The 14,925-nt window shown below is 66.2% G+C and carries 14 protein-coding genes; 5 read left to right on the plus strand and 9 right to left on the minus strand.

Features of this window, described 5'->3' with window-relative positions; all coding sequences use genetic code 11:
• Positions 1-289: 289 nt before the first annotated feature.
• Entirely contained in the window at positions 290-400 is a 111-nt protein-coding gene (locus RSP45_RS11245) for a DUF6127 family protein (RefSeq protein ID WP_223191438.1), read from the plus strand.
• Positions 401-427: 27 nt separating this feature from the next.
• Here the strand turns inward: RSP45_RS11245 and cueR are convergent, their stop codons facing one another.
• Complete coding sequence (cueR, locus tag RSP45_RS11250) at positions 428-877, minus strand: Cu(I)-responsive transcriptional regulator (RefSeq protein ID WP_058099091.1); 450 nt, start codon at positions 875-877, stop codon at positions 428-430.
• 155 nt (positions 878-1,032) lie between these two features.
• Positions 1,033-3,594, minus strand: a complete 2,562-nt coding sequence (locus tag RSP45_RS11255) for a heavy metal translocating P-type ATPase (RefSeq protein ID WP_082658172.1) — start codon at positions 3,592-3,594, stop codon at positions 1,033-1,035.
• A gap of 208 nt (positions 3,595-3,802) precedes the next feature.
• Here RSP45_RS11255 and RSP45_RS11260 point away from each other — a divergent pair, with 208 nt between their 5' ends.
• Both RSP45_RS11260 and RSP45_RS11265 read left to right on the plus strand, forming a co-directional pair.
• Positions 3,803-3,961, plus strand: a complete 159-nt coding sequence (locus RSP45_RS11260) for a copper chaperone (protein ID WP_415391991.1) — start codon at positions 3,803-3,805, stop codon at positions 3,959-3,961.
• Positions 3,961-4,365, plus strand: a complete 405-nt coding sequence (locus tag RSP45_RS11265; protein ID WP_058099089.1) for a DUF305 domain-containing protein — start codon at positions 3,961-3,963, stop codon at positions 4,363-4,365. Before RSP45_RS11260 ends, RSP45_RS11265 begins: the two co-directional genes overlap by 1 nt.
• Before the next feature lie 126 nt (positions 4,366-4,491).
• Here the strand turns inward: RSP45_RS11265 and RSP45_RS11270 are convergent, their stop codons facing one another.
• The 7 genes from RSP45_RS11270 to RSP45_RS11300 all read right to left on the minus strand — a co-directional run bounded on the left by RSP45_RS11270 (position 4,492) and on the right by RSP45_RS11300 (position 12,839).
• Positions 4,492-6,039: a DUF305 domain-containing protein gene (locus RSP45_RS11270; protein ID WP_058099088.1), complete on the minus strand. Its 1,548-nt coding sequence runs from the start codon at positions 6,037-6,039 to the stop codon at positions 4,492-4,494.
• A gap of 131 nt (positions 6,040-6,170) precedes the next feature.
• Complete coding sequence (locus RSP45_RS11275) at positions 6,171-6,581, minus strand: hypothetical protein (protein WP_058099087.1); 411 nt, start codon at positions 6,579-6,581, stop codon at positions 6,171-6,173.
• 164 nt (positions 6,582-6,745) lie between these two features.
• Positions 6,746-7,231, minus strand: a complete 486-nt coding sequence (locus RSP45_RS11280; RefSeq protein ID WP_058099086.1) for a DUF411 domain-containing protein — start codon at positions 7,229-7,231, stop codon at positions 6,746-6,748.
• A 120-nt stretch (positions 7,232-7,351) separates the two neighbouring features.
• Complete coding sequence (locus tag RSP45_RS11285; RefSeq protein WP_415391992.1) at positions 7,352-9,745, minus strand: heavy metal translocating P-type ATPase; 2,394 nt, start codon at positions 9,743-9,745, stop codon at positions 7,352-7,354.
• A 102-nt stretch (positions 9,746-9,847) separates the two neighbouring features.
• A complete protein-coding gene (locus RSP45_RS11290; RefSeq protein WP_415391993.1) occupies positions 9,848-10,819 on the minus strand; it encodes a cation diffusion facilitator family transporter in 972 nt (323 codons plus the stop codon).
• A gap of 57 nt (positions 10,820-10,876) precedes the next feature.
• Positions 10,877-12,385 (minus strand): multicopper oxidase family protein, encoded by a 1,509-nt coding sequence (locus RSP45_RS11295; RefSeq protein WP_058099084.1) that lies wholly within the window; start codon positions 12,383-12,385, stop codon positions 10,877-10,879.
• A 73-nt stretch (positions 12,386-12,458) separates the two neighbouring features.
• Positions 12,459-12,839 carry a hypothetical protein gene (locus RSP45_RS11300; protein WP_233141200.1) on the minus strand — a complete coding sequence of 127 codons (381 nt, stop codon included), beginning with the start codon at positions 12,837-12,839 and terminating at the stop codon, positions 12,459-12,461.
• A 94-nt stretch (positions 12,840-12,933) separates the two neighbouring features.
• Between RSP45_RS11300 and RSP45_RS11305 the strand changes: the two genes are divergently transcribed.
• Complete coding sequence (locus RSP45_RS11305) at positions 12,934-13,395, plus strand: c-type cytochrome (protein ID WP_082658174.1); 462 nt, start codon at positions 12,934-12,936, stop codon at positions 13,393-13,395.
• Between the two features lie 206 nt (positions 13,396-13,601).
• Positions 13,602-14,879 (plus strand): hypothetical protein, encoded by a 1,278-nt coding sequence (locus RSP45_RS11310; protein WP_058099082.1) that lies wholly within the window; start codon positions 13,602-13,604, stop codon positions 14,877-14,879.
• The last annotated feature ends 46 nt before the right edge of the window (positions 14,880-14,925 follow it).

The raw sequence follows: 14,925 nt of genomic DNA on the forward strand, positions 1-14,925 counted from the left end.
ACTCCAGCACCAATGCGCGTATGCGCGGGCGGCTGGTGCTGAACGGATCGACCGAAATCCGAGATCAAAGGGCGAGATTTCAGGGGCGCACGCCTCCGAGGCGACGGCGCTCTGGCTGCAGACCATGGCGCCGCTCGCGCAGGGCGACACCGTCGAGTTGCAGGGCACCTTTCGCGCGGCGGATGGGTATTTCGCGGCCGATCACACGTCGTTCTGGGGCTGCAAGGTCGGTTGAGCGGCGGAAGGGAGAAGTGATGACACCACCCGTTCCGATCAGGGCTTTGTCCGCATGCCGGACGCCGAGTTCGAGGCGATCCTGACGCGCACGGCGGAAGAAGGCGCAAAACGCGCACTGGCGGATATCGGCCTCGACGGCGAAGAGGCCGCGCCGCCGGATTAAGCGGCGATGGCCGACAATGCCCCGCAGTCAGACGGAGGGGCGGCTGCCTGGCAGGGGTGCCCTCGCGGGTGCCGGCCGATGCTCCGGGGCCGCTTGCTCGAAGTCGCAGAGGATCGGGCAGTCGGGCCGGTGGTCGCCCGCGCAGGCGTCCGCCAGCGTCGTGAGCGTGGTGACCATGTCCTCCATCTCGGCGATCCGATGCCGCAGCTCCTCGATGTGCTGAAGAGCGACGCGCTTGACATCGCCGCTCTGCCGGCTGCCGTCACGCCAGAGGTTCAGGAGCTTCTGGATCTCGGGCACCGAGAAGCCCAGATCGCGCGCGCGACGGATGAAGCGCAGCATGTGGACGTCGGTGTCCGAATAGTCGCGATAGCCCGATTGGGTCCGGTTGGCGGGAGGGATGAGGCCGGTCTGTTCGTAGTAGCGGATCATCTTGGCGGAGACTCCCGAGGCGTGGGCTGCTTGTCCGATGTTCATGGGTGGCTCCTTTGGTTGGTGGTGAAGATGAGCGGAACGGCCGCTGGCGGAAAGATGACGTCGTGCGTGACGTGCGTGATATTGGTCATGACGGTCTTCCAGGCTAGGGGAATGACCGGGACGCACTCTGGCGCCCCGGTCGGCGCGGGTGGCGATCACTCGGCAGGTGCAAGCCGGCCGGACATGGCGGGGCTGGCGGTCGCTGGGGCCGTCGGATCGGTCCCCATCGGCGGCGTGAAGCGGCGCAGGCGGAGCGCGTTGCCGAGCACGAAGACCGAGGACAGCGCCATCGCCCCGGCGGCGAAGACCGGCGACAGCAGAACCCCGTAGGCCGGGTAGAGCACGCCCGCCGCGACCGGGATCAGCGCGGTGTTGTAGGCGAAGGCCCAGAACAGGTTCTGCCGGATATTGCCGATCGTCGCGCGCGACAACGCGATGGCGTTGGGCACGCCCTTGAGGCTGCCCGACATCAGCACCACGTCGGCGGCCTCGATCGCCACATCCGTTCCGGTGCCGATGGCAAGGCCCACATCCGCCTCGGCCAGCGCCGGGGCGTCGTTGATGCCGTCACCGACATAGGCCAGCGTCCCATGACTGGTCTTGAGACGGCGCACGGCCTCGACCTTGCCTTCGGGCAGCACCTCGGCCACGACCTCGTCGATGCCTAGCCGCCGGGCGATGGCTTCGGCCGTGCGGCGGTTGTCGCCGGTGATCATCGCAACCTTCAGGCCGAGGTCGTGCAACGCCGCGATCGCGGCCGGCGTCGTCTCCTTGATCGGGTCGGCCACGGCGATGATCGCCGCCAGCTTGCCGTCGATCGCGGCGTAGAGGGGCGACTTGCCCTCGTTGCCGAGACGCTCGGCGATCTTGGCGAAACCGGCCACGTCATGGCCAAGCTCGGCCATGTAGCGGTCTGCGCCGATCTCGACGGGCTTGCCGCCGGCCACGGCCCTGACGCCGAACCCTGTCACCGACTCGAAGTTCGAGACGGCGGGCAGCGTAAGGCCTTCCCCGGCGGCCGCGTCCACGATCGCACGGGCGATCGGGTGCTCCGACTTCTCCTCGACCGCGGCGACGAGGCTCAGGACCTCGGCCCGCTCGAACCCGGCGGCCAGTTCCAGATCGGTCAGCGCGGGGGCGCCTTCCGTCAGCGTGCCGGTCTTGTCCACCGCCACGACCCTGGCATCCTTCAGCAGCTGGAGCGCTTCGCCCTTGCGGAACAGCACGCCCATCTCGGCGCCGCGCCCGGTGCCCACCATGATCGAGGTCGGCGTGGCGAGGCCCATCGCACAGGGGCAGGCGATGATCAGGACCGCGACGGCGTTCACCAGCGCGAAGGTCAGCGCCGGGTCGGGACCGAAGAAGAACCAGATGCCGAAGGTCAGCGCCGCCACCGCCATGACGGCCGGGACGAACCACATGGTGACGCGGTCCACCAGCGCCTGGATTGGCAGTTTCGAGCCCTGCGCCTCCTCGACCAGGCGGATGATCTGCGCCAGCACCGTGTCCCCGCCGACCGCAGTGGCGCGAAAGGCGAAGGCGCCTTTCTGGTTCACGGTGCCGCCGGTCACGGCAGCGCCCGCCTGCTTCTGGACGGGGATGGGCTCGCCGGTGATCATCGATTCATCCACCCAGCTCTCGCCCTCGACCACCTCGCCGTCCACGGGGACGCGCTCGCCCGGACGGACCTCGACGAGATCGCCGGGAGCCACGTTGGCCACCGCGATGTCCTCGACGCGGCCGCCCCGGCGCACGCGCGCGGTCTTGGGCTGCAGGCCAACAAGGCGGGTGATCGCCTCGGAGGTGCGGCCCTTGGCGCGCGCCTCGAGATAGCGGCCGAGCAGGATCAGCGTCACGATAACGGCTGCCGCCTCGTAATAGACGTTGACGGTGCCCGCCGGCAGCAGGCCGGGGGCGAAGGTGGCGACAAGTGAATAACCGAAAGCCGCCAGCGTGCCGACCGCGACAAGGCTGTTCATGTCAGGCGCGCCACGGAACAGGGCGGGAAGGCCCTTCTGGTAGAAGCGGATGCCGGGGATGGCGAGGACCAGCAGCGTCAGCGCGAACTGGATATACCAACTGGCCTGCATGCCGATGGTGCCCGCGACGAGGTCATGGACGGCGGGAATGAGGTGGCTGCCCATCTCGAGGACGAAGACCGGCAGGGTCAGCGCCGCCGCCAGGATCAGGTCGCGCCGCAGCGTCTCGCGCTCGGCCTCCTTGCGGGCGTTGGCCTGCGCCTCATCGGCCCCGCCGCCGTCGATCAGCCGCGCCTCGTAGCCGGTTTCGGTGATGGCCCGCAGCAACGCGCCGGCATCGGCCGGGCCCGTGACGGTCGCGCGCTCGGTGGCGAGGTTGACGGTCGCCGAAGCAACGCCGGGCACCGCCTGCAGCGCCCTTTCGACCCGGCCCACGCAAGAGGCGCAGGTCATCCCCTCGATGGCGATCTCGACCGCACCCTGGGGCTTGGGCACGTCATAGCCCGCGCTTTCCACCGCACCCACCAGCGCGGCACGCTCGACCGGCGCGCTGAGACGGATGTCGGCGCGCTCGGTGGCCAGGTTGACATTTGCCGAGGCGACGCCGGGCACGGCCCGCAGCGCCTTCTCGACCCGGCCCACGCATGAGGCACAGGTCATGCCCTCGATGGACAGGCTGATCGGGGGCAGATTGATGCTGCCGGCTCCGGGCTCGCGATCTCGCGCTGGGGCGGTCATGAAGGGGGTCTCCTTGAAGCTATTCCATCATCCGCCAAGGGAAATAAGGGTTCCCATCGCTGGAAGGTCAAGACCTGTCAGGATCGATTCTTTCCTCTTGACCTTCCAACGATGGGAAACCCTATCTCACCTTGCATGAGACGAACCACAGGAGGCACTCATGCAGTTCCACATTGAAAATATGACCTGCGGCGGCTGCGCGTGCGGCGTGACCAGGGCGATTCACACGGTTGATCCCGCAGCGAACGTCGAGGCCGATCCCCCGAAGCGCAAGGTCGTCGTCACCTCCGGGCAGCCCCGCGCCGCCTTCGAGGCCGCGCTGGCCGAGGCGGGCTTTCCCGTCGCGCCGGTGGGGACGGTCGCCTGATGAACAAGCTGTCCGTTCTGTTCATGGCGACCGCGCTTGCCGCCGCGGGCGGACTGGCCGTTGCGCAATCGCAGATCGTGGATGAAGGCGTTACGATCACGGATCGTTCGGACATGGGTCATGGCGCGCATGGTGCGGCTGCCTCCGACAGCCCGGCAGTTCAGGCCTACATGGCCGCAAACGACCGCATGCATGCCGGGATGGCCGTCGAGTTCAGTGGCGACGCCGACGTGGATTTCATGCGCAGCATGATCCCGCACCATCAGGGCGCCATCGACATGGCGCGCGTCGTGTTGGGACACGGCGAGGACCCGCAGATCCGTGCCCTCGCCGAAGACGTGATCGCGGCGCAGGAGGGCGAGATCGCCATGATGCGCGAGTGGCTGGCCGCCCGCGGTCAGTAACAGGCTCGCGCCCCCCAAGGGATAGCGAGGGCCCGCCAATGAGACGGCGGGCCCTATTGTTCTGACCGACCGCGGCTCGGTGCCTGGCCGGTAGCTGGCGCCGGAGCGAACTCCGGCGCCGATCGCTCAGCGCGCCGGGCCGCCGTAGACGATGCCGTTCGGGCGATCGCCAACCGGCACTGTCTTGACCACTTCCTGGCTCCCCACGTCGATGATCGACACGGTATCGTCGGCGATGTTGGTCACGAACACATAGACCCCGTCCGCCGATGCCGATACTCCATGGGCGCCGCGGCCGGTGGTGATGGTCTTCACCACCTGACCGATTGCGGTGTCGATCACGGATACGGTGTCGTTCGGCTCGGCCTCGGTGCCCTGATTGGCGACATAGACGAATTTCCCATCCTGCGTCGCGATGAGCTGGATCGGGTTCGGCCCGACGTCGATCCTGTTCGTCACCTCGCGGGTTGAAGTGTCGATCACGGCGACGCGGTTCTCGTCGCGCAGCGAGACATAGACCTGATCGCCCGAGGGCGTGAACCCGACCTGAACCGGCGCGGTCCCGATCGGAATGCGCGCGACCTCGGACAGCGCCTGGGTGTCGATGACGGACACGGACCCGTCCTCGACATTGGCCACGTAAAGCTGGGTCTCATCCGGGCTGAGCCGTAGGCCGTGCGGATAGTCCCCCGTCGCGATACGCCCGATGACTTCGGCCCGTGCGAGATCGACGACCGCGATCTCGTCTCCGCCGGCCAAGGAGACATAGGCGCGCCCCTGCCGGTCAGCGACCACATGGGCCGGGTGCGAGCCTACCGCGACGGTCGCCTTGGGCGCCGAGAGGTTCTGCGGATCGAGAATGACCAACAGACCCTCGGCCGCACCGTCCCCGCCGTGCCCATGCCCGTCCGACCCGTGATCCCCTTCGACGGCAGGATCGCCAACGGCCAACAGCAGCTTGCCGTCAGGCGTCAGGTCGACGTTGTGGGGCGCGATCGGGATCAAAACCGTGTCGACCGCTCCGGTGGCGAGATTGATGGCGCTGATGGAATTGCCGCCTTCATTGGCGGACCAGACAGTCCCGCCGGTCTGACCAAAGGGCGCAGGTGCCTCGCCGGCCTTCGCCTCCAGCCATGCCTGCATTTCGGCGATCTCGCCTTCCTGCACCGCGATGATCTGCTCCGCCCACTCCCTTGTCTTCGGGTCGTCGCCATACTGCAGGACGATCCGGGCCATATCGATCGCGCCCTGATGATGCGGGATCATGCCCCGGACGAAGGCGACATCCGGATCGTCGGCCATGACGCCGTCCATCATCGGTCCGTGCATTTCATTCATCGATTCGACGTAGGCCCGGGTGAAATCCGGAAGGCTTTCGTTAACCGGGGCCGCCCCGGCGTTCGGCGCGCCCATCATCCCCTGCATCATCCCACCCTGCATCATCTGGCGCATCGCGCCCATGCATTCCGGGGTCATGGCCTGGCACTGCTCGGGCATCATCCCTTGCATGCCGGGCATCTGGCCTGAAGGCGGCGTTGGCGCGGGCGCCTGCTCCGCCTGTGCGGGCGGGGTTCCCGGGTGATGGGTGTCATGTCCGGCCTGCGCGAGAGCAGCGCCTGGCAGGCCTGCCAGCAGGCTGACAGTAAGGGCGATTACGATTGCTGTTCGGTTCATTGGATTTCATCCTCTGGTTCCGGAGCACCGGCCCGGATTTGCGGGCGCGGCTCTCCATCCTGTTCGTTTGTCTTTCGGGTTTGCGCGGAGCGGCCGGAGACGTCTCTCGTCCTCGCGGCGATCCCTGCGCATCACGCAGCGATGAGACGTGGCGGCTTCAGGATGCCTTCGGGTGATCGGTCGTGCGGATCAGTGCGCACAACCGTGAAAACCTCACCGTTCACGGACGGGCCGAACGTCGGCGGCGCGACGAGAACCGCGGCGGCCAGACAGATCTGGCAGCAGTCCGCCGGACCCTGGCCACTGTCCTCGTTCAGGCAGCCTGCCGATTGATCTGCGCCATGCTCGTCCGGCAGGTGAGGCTGGGCGCAGTGGCTTGCCGTGGCGGCGACCTGCTGCTGGTGGATGGCGTGTCCGGCGGGGCCGGCATGTACCGGGACCTGCAGAACCAGGGCGCCGATGGCAAGCAGCAGGATGCAAACCGCAAACTGGCGCAATCGACCGCATCTCACCCGGAAGGCAGCTCGCACCCGCCCGGTCATGCGCCACTTTCCTTCCCGGCGGCACGCCGGGCCAGTGCGATGTCGCGTTCACGTCTCCCGCCACCCGACGCCGCGAGACCGCCCCGCTGACGGAGGCAAGCCGCCTCGGCCAGGTGCTGTTTCGGATCATTCGCAAGTCGGGCGATCATGTCGGCAGCCCCGTGTCAGATTTCCCGTGGACCGAGAAAGCGCCCGAAGCTCCGGACGGTCGGGCCGAACAGGAACGCTTCATAGGGCTCGGGATCGACGCCCGGAAAATCCATGCCGGGCGAGCCGGCCGGCATGCCGGGAACGGCCAGCCCCGTCGCGTCAGGCCGCTCGGCCAGAAGGCGGCGGATGGCTGCGGCAGGCACATGGCCCTCGACCACGTAGCCGCCCACCTCGGCGGTGTGGCAGGAGGCCAGTTCGGCCGGGACGCCGAGCCGCTGCTTGAGGCTGTCCATATCGGAGGATTCTACCACCTTCACCGGGAAGCCTGCGGCCTCGATATGCGCGACCCAGCCATCGCAGCAGCCGCAGGATGGATCCTTGCTGACGCTCACCAGCGGCAGCGCTTCGGCATGTCCCCGCCTTGGCATGGACATCAGCAGGGGCAGCGCGCCGGCAGCGGCCAGAACGGTGCGCCGGCTGATGGGGTGATCGTTTCTCATCGTCAAACCTCGTTTCATGGATTCATTATCTCGCCGTCACGGTCCGGGCGCGACGCACGAAGGGGTGAGCAGGTGCTTGCATGCTGCGGCATGGTGCCGGCAGAGGCGCGCCAGCGGGCATCACAGCTTCACCCTCCGCAGCCGAGCGGCATTGGTGATCACGCTGACCGAGGACAGCGCCATGGCGGCCGCCGCGATGATCGGCGACAGCAGGATGCCGAAGAACGGATACAGCACCCCGGCCGCGACCGGCACGCCCAGAGCGTTGTAGATGAAGGCGAAGAACAGGTTCTGGCGGATATTGCCCATGACCGCTTCCGACAGCTTGCGGGCGCGGACGATGCCGGTCAGATCGCCCTTGAGCAATGTGACGCCCGCGCTTTCCATCGCCACATCGGTGCCGGTGCCCATGGCGATGCCAACGTCCGCAGCGGCCAGCGCCGGGGCGTCGTTGACGCCGTCGCCGGCCATCGCCACCACCTCGCCCGCCGCCTTGTGCCGCTGCACGACCGCGCTCTTCTGGTCGGGCAGCACCTCCGCCTCGACCTCGTCGATGCCGAGCTGGCGCGCGACGGCCTTCGCCGTGGTCCAGTTGTCGCCGGTGAGCATCACCACGCGGATGCCCTGCTCCTTGAGCGCGGCGAGCGCCTCGGGCGTCGATGGCTTGACCGGATCGGCGATGGCAAAGATGGCCGCAACCTGCCCGTCCACCCCCATGAAGATCGCGGTTGCGCCGTCCTCGCGCAGCCGGTCGGCCTCATCGGCCAGCGGCGCGACATCGACGCCCTGCTCGGCGAGGAACTTGGCATTGCCAAGGGGAATGCGCTTGCCCTCGACCACTCCGAGCGCGCCCTTGCCGGTGGGTGAGTCGAAATCCGCGACCGGTGCGAGTTCAAGGCCGCGCTCCTCGGCCGCCCGCACGATGGCCAGCGCCAACGGATGCTCGCTGGCGCGTTCGACACTGGCGGCAAGGCGCAAGGCTTCTTCCTCGGTAAAGCCAGCAGCCGGAACGATGGCGGTGACGGCGGGCCGGCCCTCGGTCAGGGTGCCGGTCTTGTCGACGATGATGGTGTCGACCTTCTCCATATGCTCCAGCGCCTCGGCGTTCTTGATCAGCACGCCCGCCTGCGCGCCGCGCCCGACGCCGACCATGATCGACATCGGCGTCGCCAGCCCCAGCGCACAGGGGCAGGCGATGATCAGAACCGAGACCGCCGCGATGAGACCGAACGAGAAGCGCGGCTCGGGACCCCAGATCGACCAGGCGATGAAGGCGAGCACCGCGACCACGATCACCGCCGGGACGAACCAGCCGGAGACCTGATCGGCCAGCCGCTGGATCGGCGCGCGGCTCCGCTGCGCCTCGGCGACAAGCTGGACGATCTGCGACAGCATGGTGTCGCGGCCGACCTTCTTCGCCTCGATCACCAGCGCGCCGGACTGGTTCATGGTGCCGCCGATGGCGGTGGCGCCGACCTCCTTGGTCACCGGCATCGACTCGCCGGTCACCATCGATTCATCGACGGCGCTGCGACCCTCGAGCACCTCGCCATCGACCGGAACCTTCTCGCCGGGCCGCACCCGCAGGCGGTCGCCGACATGAACGGTGTCGAGCTGAACCTCCTCCTCGGTGCCGTCGTCGCGGATGATCCGGGCGGTCTTGGGGGCAAGGTCGAGCAGCGCGCGGATCGCGCCGCTGGTGCTCTCTCTCGCGCGCAACTCCAGCACCTGCCCGAGCAGCACGAGCACGGTAATGACCGCCGCCGCCTCGAAATAGACTGCGACCGACCCGTCCGCCTGCCGGAACGCATCCGGGAAGATGCCGGGCGCGAGCGTCGCCACAGTGCTGTAGATCCAGGCTGTCCCTGTACCCATGGCGATCAGAGTGAACATGTTCAGGTTGCGCGTGACTAGGGACTGCCAGCCGCGCTGGAAAAATGGCCATCCGGCCCAGAGGACAGCCGGCGTGGCGAAGACAAGCTGCCACCAGTTGGAGGTCCGCAGACTGATATAGTGGTGCAGACCGAAAAAATGGACGCCCATCTCGAGGATCACCACCGGGATCGTCAGCGCCAGTCCCACCCAGAAACGGCGCCGCATGTCGATCAGCTCAAGGTTGGGCTCAGCTTCGAGACTGACGAGGACAGGCTCCAGTCCCATGCCGCAGATCGGGCATGATCCGGGGCCGACCTGCCGGATCTCCGGGTGCATCGGGCAGGTGTAGATCGTCCCCTCGGGAACCGGCTCTGCCTTGGCCGCCGCGGCGGCCGGATCGAGATAGCGTTCCGGCTCTGCAAGGAACTTCGCGCGGCACCCTGCCGAACAGAAGTAATAGGGATGGCCGGCATGTTCGGCCCTGTGCGCGGCCGTGTGAGGATCGACCATCATTCCGCAGACCGGATCCTTGACCTTGTGCGTGTCCTCCTGGGCGACGGCCGCGTGATCATGCGCATGACCGTGGGCGGAATGAGCGTGAGTCTGGTTATGGTGATCGTGTTCCGTCTTGCTGATCATGTTCACGCCTCCTCGGCGCTTCCTGAGTTCGTGTTTTACCCGTTCTGAACTCTCCAATCGCTGGAAGGTCAGGGGGTGATCGGAGGCCGGAGTTCCGGCCAGTCAGTGATTGCCATGGACCTTTCCGACGCCAGCCTGTCCTGGCCCGGCATGTGACCGCATGATGTCGATGTCGGCTGCGGCCTCCTCACCGTCGAGACAGTATTCCTCGATCTGGATCGTCGAGAAGTAGATGTTGAATCGCTCGCGCAGGAGATTGTTCGCCTGCCGCAGCACCCGCTCGCCGTCCTTCCAGTTTCGAACGCAGATGTGGCTCGAGAAGACATTGCGCCCGGATGTCAGGCTCCAGGCATGGACGTGATGCACATCCGTGACGCCCTCCAAGTCGCGAATGGCCTTGATTGCTGCTTCCAGATCGAGGTCTTCAGGCGTGCCTTGGAGCAGGATGTGCAGCGCCTCGCGCAGGATGCCCCAGGAAGCCCAGAGCAGGACGAGCCCGAAGGCCATGCCGAGCAGCGGATCGATGGCGAGAAAGCCGGTAAAGCGGATCACCAGGGCCGAGATGATGATGAGGAAGCTGCCAACGAAGGTCTGCAGGATGTGCCAGTAGGCGCCCCGCATGTTCAGGTTGTCCTTCTGGCGCTCGTACAGGAGCCAGAGGGCGACGAGCTCGGTGGCGATGCCCCCCGCTGCTGCGATCAGCATCGGCGTCGTGGCGAGCTCGATCGGCTCCATGAGGCGCATCGCGCCCATCCACAGCACCAAAAGCGCCATCGCGACGAGAAACAGGCCGTTGAAAAGGGCGCCGAGGATCTCGGCCCGGACATAACCGAAGGTGCGCGCGGGGCTGGATTTCCGCTCGGTCAAGCGTAGCGCGACCAGCGCGATGAGCACGCCGCCCACGGCCGAGAAGGTGTGAAAGGCATCGGAGATGACGGCGACCGAGCCCGTCCAGATGCCGATTCCCAGCTCGATGACAAAGTAAAGGCCGGTGAGCCAGCCCGAGATGACAAGCGCCTTGCGATCGCCGCCCACGGGCATGTGACCGGCATGGCCGCCGTGAGACATCGACATGAGTCCGCCTCCTTGTTGCTGAGGGAGAACGCCGGGATCCGGCGTTCTAGGTTTGGCCTATGCGCTGACCGCGAATTCGGTCATCATGCCGGTTTCGAGATGCGGCATGTGGTGGCAATGCAACATCCAGCGCGCCGCCTCACCGGCGTCGAGCGCCACATCGACCATCGACATCGGCGGCACATAGACCGTGTCGCGCAACGCGCCCGCGACCGCACGTCCGTTCAGCCTGACGACCTGGAAGACATGCCCGTGCAGATGCATCGGGTGACCCATCATCGACATGTTGTGAAAGGACAGCACTACCCGCTCACCACTGCGCGCGGCTATCGGGCGATGCTGTCCCCAGACGGCTCCGTCGATCGTCCAGACATAGGGCTGCATCGAGCCGCCCAGCATCACCATATGGCTGCGGTCCACCGGCCGATCCGGCAGCGCCTCCGCCGCGAGCAGACGCGACTCCTGCGCCAGATCGGTGTCGAAGGCGGGGGCTTCCGATTCAGCCACGGCATCGATGCGCCGGATTTCGGCACCCTGCGTGGCAAGGATCAGGCCGGTGCGCTCACGCGCGCCTTCCCGCAGCGCGAGGATCGGCCAAGCGCCGCCCTCGTTCGGCAGGTCGATCTCCAGATCGAGCCGCTGGCCCATGGCCAGGCCGAAGCGCGTGCCAGAAACCGGCTGAACCGCATGTCCGTCCACCGCAACAAGCCGCGCCTGCGCCTCGCCGGTCTCGATCCAGAACACTGTCGCCGCGGCGGCGTTGATCACACGCAGGCGGACGCGCCCGCCGCGCTCGATCTGCACCACCTCGGGGTCCGACAGCGTGCGGTCATTGGCAAGATAGGCGTCCCAGTCGTAGTCATTGAGGTCCATCGCCATGGCGTCCATGGCACCCATCCCCATCATGCCGCCCATGGCGCCGTGATCCATGCCTTCCATCGGCATGTTCCCCATGGCGCCATGATCCATACCCGCCATGCCGCCCATGCCCGCGCCGTGGCCGCCTCCATGGCCGTCTGCCGTCCCATGGCCGTCGAGGATCTCGGCCATCACTTCCTCGGGCGCCTTGAACGAGAAGTCATGCAGGAAAAGCACTACTTCCTGACGGTCGGCGCTGATATCCTCGGCGCTGCGCACGATCAGCGGTGCTGCCAGAAGGCGCATTTCGTGCAGCGGCACATGCGCGTGCATCCAGTAGGTGCCGGGCAGCGGCGCGAAGTCATAGGCGCGTGTCTCGCCGGGGGCGAGCATCGGCAAAGGCATGTCGGGCACGCCATCCTGCGCGTTGGGCGGGATCTGGCCGTGCCAGTGGATCAGCGTGTCAACATCGAGATCGTTGCGCAGATCCACCCGGAAGCGCGCGCCGGGGTTGAGTGTCAGGCCCTGTCCGGTGGGTCCGGAAAGACCCCAGACGGTGGCGGCGCGACCGTCGATGTCCAGCGTCCGGCTAGCGGCGTGCAATGATAGCGGGGCGGCGCCCTGCGCGGCCGCGATCCGGGGCAGATGCGCATAGGCCAGCACGGCTGCGCCAGCGGCAAGAAAGCCGCGTCGTGAAAGGGTATTCATGGTCGTCTCCTCGGGACAGCCTGTCCCGTTCATCAAAACCGACAGAACGCCGCGGGCTCCAGCCCGGACGCAATCAGAGGAGACGGAGCTTGGGAGGTCGTTCGTTCAGCCCAGGTGCCCGACTGGCAAGCACTGCACCGGTCGGCAGGTCATGGCTGGCAGGCGCGTAATCGCTGCCAGAGCCTTCGCTCGGCGAGGTCAGGAAGACCGAAAAACCTACGCAAAGCAACTCACAGGCTTCGGCATCGCCTGAGCCACAGTGCTGGTCGCCATCACAGGGATTTTCGCTGCCGGCCGCAACCTGCATCATCTCGCCGACATGCACCGAGTGATCCGGTTCTGCGCTCAAGCGCGCCGCGTGCGCGGACGTCGCCGTCGTCATGACGGCGATCGCGAGGACGGCAAGCATGGTGACGAGGCGCGCGAACATGCCGGAAAGATAGGCGCTGGTCACGGGAATGTCCATTGCCCCCGGCGTCGCGCCTCTGGCAGTAATTCAATTTCGGCATGTAGCCGATTGAAATTCTTCACCAGCAGTCATGCAACTCATGCGCAATGAACTCCGTAATATCTTGTGGCTCGGGTTGCTCCTCGGCGGCCTGATCCTGGCGATCCTCGTTGGGTGGCATCAGGTCCGCACGGTATCCCCCGCCGCGGCATCCGCAGAAGTCATCGAACAGGGCCGGCAGGTCTATGCGGACCAATGTGCGTCCTGCCACGGTGCGCAGCTCGAGGGGCAGCCGGACTGGAAGACGCCCCTTCCATCCGGACGTCTCCCGGCGCCACCGCACGATGCCGGCGGCCACACGTGGCACCATCCCGATGACATCCTGTTCCGCATCGTCAGGGAAGGCACGGCCGCCATCGTCGGGGGCGGCTATGAGAGCGACATGCCGGGGTTTGCCGATCTTCTCAGCGACGCCGAGATCCGGGCTGTCCTCGCCTATATCAAGAGCACCTGGCCAGAGCGCGAGCGGACCTACCAGGAGAATGTGTCGCAACCACACTGATGGCACCTTCGGGATGGAGCTGCCCGTGCGACCGGCAGTGCAATTTCCCGAGGCCCACCGGTCACAGTTGAGGCCGCCGAACAGAAGCGGCATATTTGGATCGACCTGATGGCGAAACCTTTGGGAGGGATGTTCGTGGGATTATTCATGGCTTACTTGGCATTTGAAGCGCGCTCGATCTTGGCGCCGCCTCGGGTTTTCCCTCGATGAACAATCCCGGCTCCAGTTCATCGAAGCGGGTTCATGACCGCACGGAGCGGCTCAACAAGAGCTGCTTCTGCGTTACACTGGACCTTCCATCGCTGCGCGAAGCGATGGAGCGCGAGGCCGGTGATCCGGCGTTCTTCGAGACGTTCATCCGCCCCAAGGCCCATCTGTTCTCGCACGTGCCGGTGTTCCTTTCGGCCACCGCCGTCAATGAGATGCGCGCGATCGCAGTGGCTGTGGAGACCACCGCCCAACTCGCGGCATACAAGGCCGCAGTCCTCTCTTGGGTGCCGGAAATCGCGCGGGCGGATCATGGCCCGCTCGGGGCATTGATGGGCTACGACTTCCATCTTGGCGAAGACGGCCCCCGCTTGATCGAAATCAATACCAACGCCGGCGGGGCGTTTCTCAATGCCTTTCTTGCGAGGGCGCAGCGCGCGTGTTGCACCGAAATGGATATCCCCCCGACGCTGCCATCGTTCGAGGACGCGGCGTTTCGCATGTTCCAGAACGAATGGATTCGGCAGCGGGGAACGGGCGCGCCACAACGCATCGCCATCGTCGATGACAGTCCGCCGGAACAGTATCTCTACCCCGAGTTCGTGCTCGCGGGGCAAGTTTTCGCGGCACGAGGGGTAGACGCGATCATCGCCGACGCCAGTCACCTTCGCTACGACGATGGTCGGCTCAGCGCCGATGGAAAGACAATCGACCTCGTTTACAACCGGGTCACCGATTTCGCCTTCGATCAGCCCGAGCACAAGGCATTGCAGGAAGCCTACCGGGATGGCGCGGTGGTCGTGACGCCGAATCCGCACAATCACGCGCTCCTTGCAGACAAGCGCAACCTTTCGCTTCTTTCGAATTCCGCGACGCTGGAGGCCTGGGGCGTGGAACCGAGACTTCGCGCCCTGCTTGATGCCGTTCCACGCACCGTGCTGGTCAGTCCTGACAACGCTGACGCACTTTGGAAATCCCGCAGGGACCTGTTCTTCAAGCCGACCGGCGGACATGGCGGCAAGGCGGTATATCGTGGCGACAAGCTGACGAAAGGGGTCTGGGCGGAGATCGCGGAGGGCGGATACGTTGCTCAGACGCTGGTCCGCCCCAGCGAGCGCATGATCAGGATCGACGAGATACCCCAGACGCGCAAAATGGACGTGCGTCTGTATACATATGATGGCCAGGTGCTTCTGGTGGCCGCGCGCCTCTATCAAGGTCAGACCACGAACTTCAGGACGCCAGGGGGCGGCTTCGCGCCCGTGTTCGTGATCTGAAGCGTGAGCTGGCGGGGTTTGGCTTTAATATATCAATGCATTAATT

This window comes from Paracoccus sp. SJTW-4, assembly GCF_047716885.1.
Lineage (GTDB): Bacteria > Pseudomonadota > Alphaproteobacteria > Rhodobacterales > Rhodobacteraceae > Paracoccus > Paracoccus solventivorans.

Excerpts from the sequence above, each read along its gene's own strand:
- RSP45_RS11245 (WP_223191438.1), top strand. The coding sequence starts at position 290 with ATGCCGGACGCCGAGTTCGAGGCGATCCTGACGCGCACGGCGGAAGAA.
- cueR (WP_058099091.1), bottom strand. The coding sequence starts at position 877 with ATGAACATCGGACAAGCAGCCCACGCCTCGGGAGTCTCCGCCAAGATG.
- RSP45_RS11255 (WP_082658172.1), bottom strand. The coding sequence starts at position 3,594 with ATGACCGCCCCAGCGCGAGATCGCGAGCCCGGAGCCGGCAGCATCAAT.
- RSP45_RS11265 (WP_058099089.1), top strand. The coding sequence starts at position 3,961 with ATGAACAAGCTGTCCGTTCTGTTCATGGCGACCGCGCTTGCCGCCGCG.
- RSP45_RS11270 (WP_058099088.1), bottom strand. The coding sequence starts at position 6,039 with ATGAACCGAACAGCAATCGTAATCGCCCTTACTGTCAGCCTGCTGGCA.
- RSP45_RS11275 (WP_058099087.1), bottom strand. The coding sequence starts at position 6,581 with ATGACCGGGCGGGTGCGAGCTGCCTTCCGGGTGAGATGCGGTCGATTG.
- RSP45_RS11280 (WP_058099086.1), bottom strand. The coding sequence starts at position 7,231 with ATGAGAAACGATCACCCCATCAGCCGGCGCACCGTTCTGGCCGCTGCC.
- RSP45_RS11285 (WP_415391992.1), bottom strand. The coding sequence starts at position 9,745 with ATGATCAGCAAGACGGAACACGATCACCATAACCAGACTCACGCTCAT.
- RSP45_RS11290 (WP_415391993.1), bottom strand. The coding sequence starts at position 10,819 with ATGTCGATGTCTCACGGCGGCCATGCCGGTCACATGCCCGTGGGCGGC.
- RSP45_RS11295 (WP_058099084.1), bottom strand. The coding sequence starts at position 12,385 with ATGAATACCCTTTCACGACGCGGCTTTCTTGCCGCTGGCGCAGCCGTG.
- RSP45_RS11305 (WP_082658174.1), top strand. The coding sequence starts at position 12,934 with ATGCGCAATGAACTCCGTAATATCTTGTGGCTCGGGTTGCTCCTCGGC.
- RSP45_RS11310 (WP_058099082.1), top strand. The coding sequence starts at position 13,602 with ATGAACAATCCCGGCTCCAGTTCATCGAAGCGGGTTCATGACCGCACG.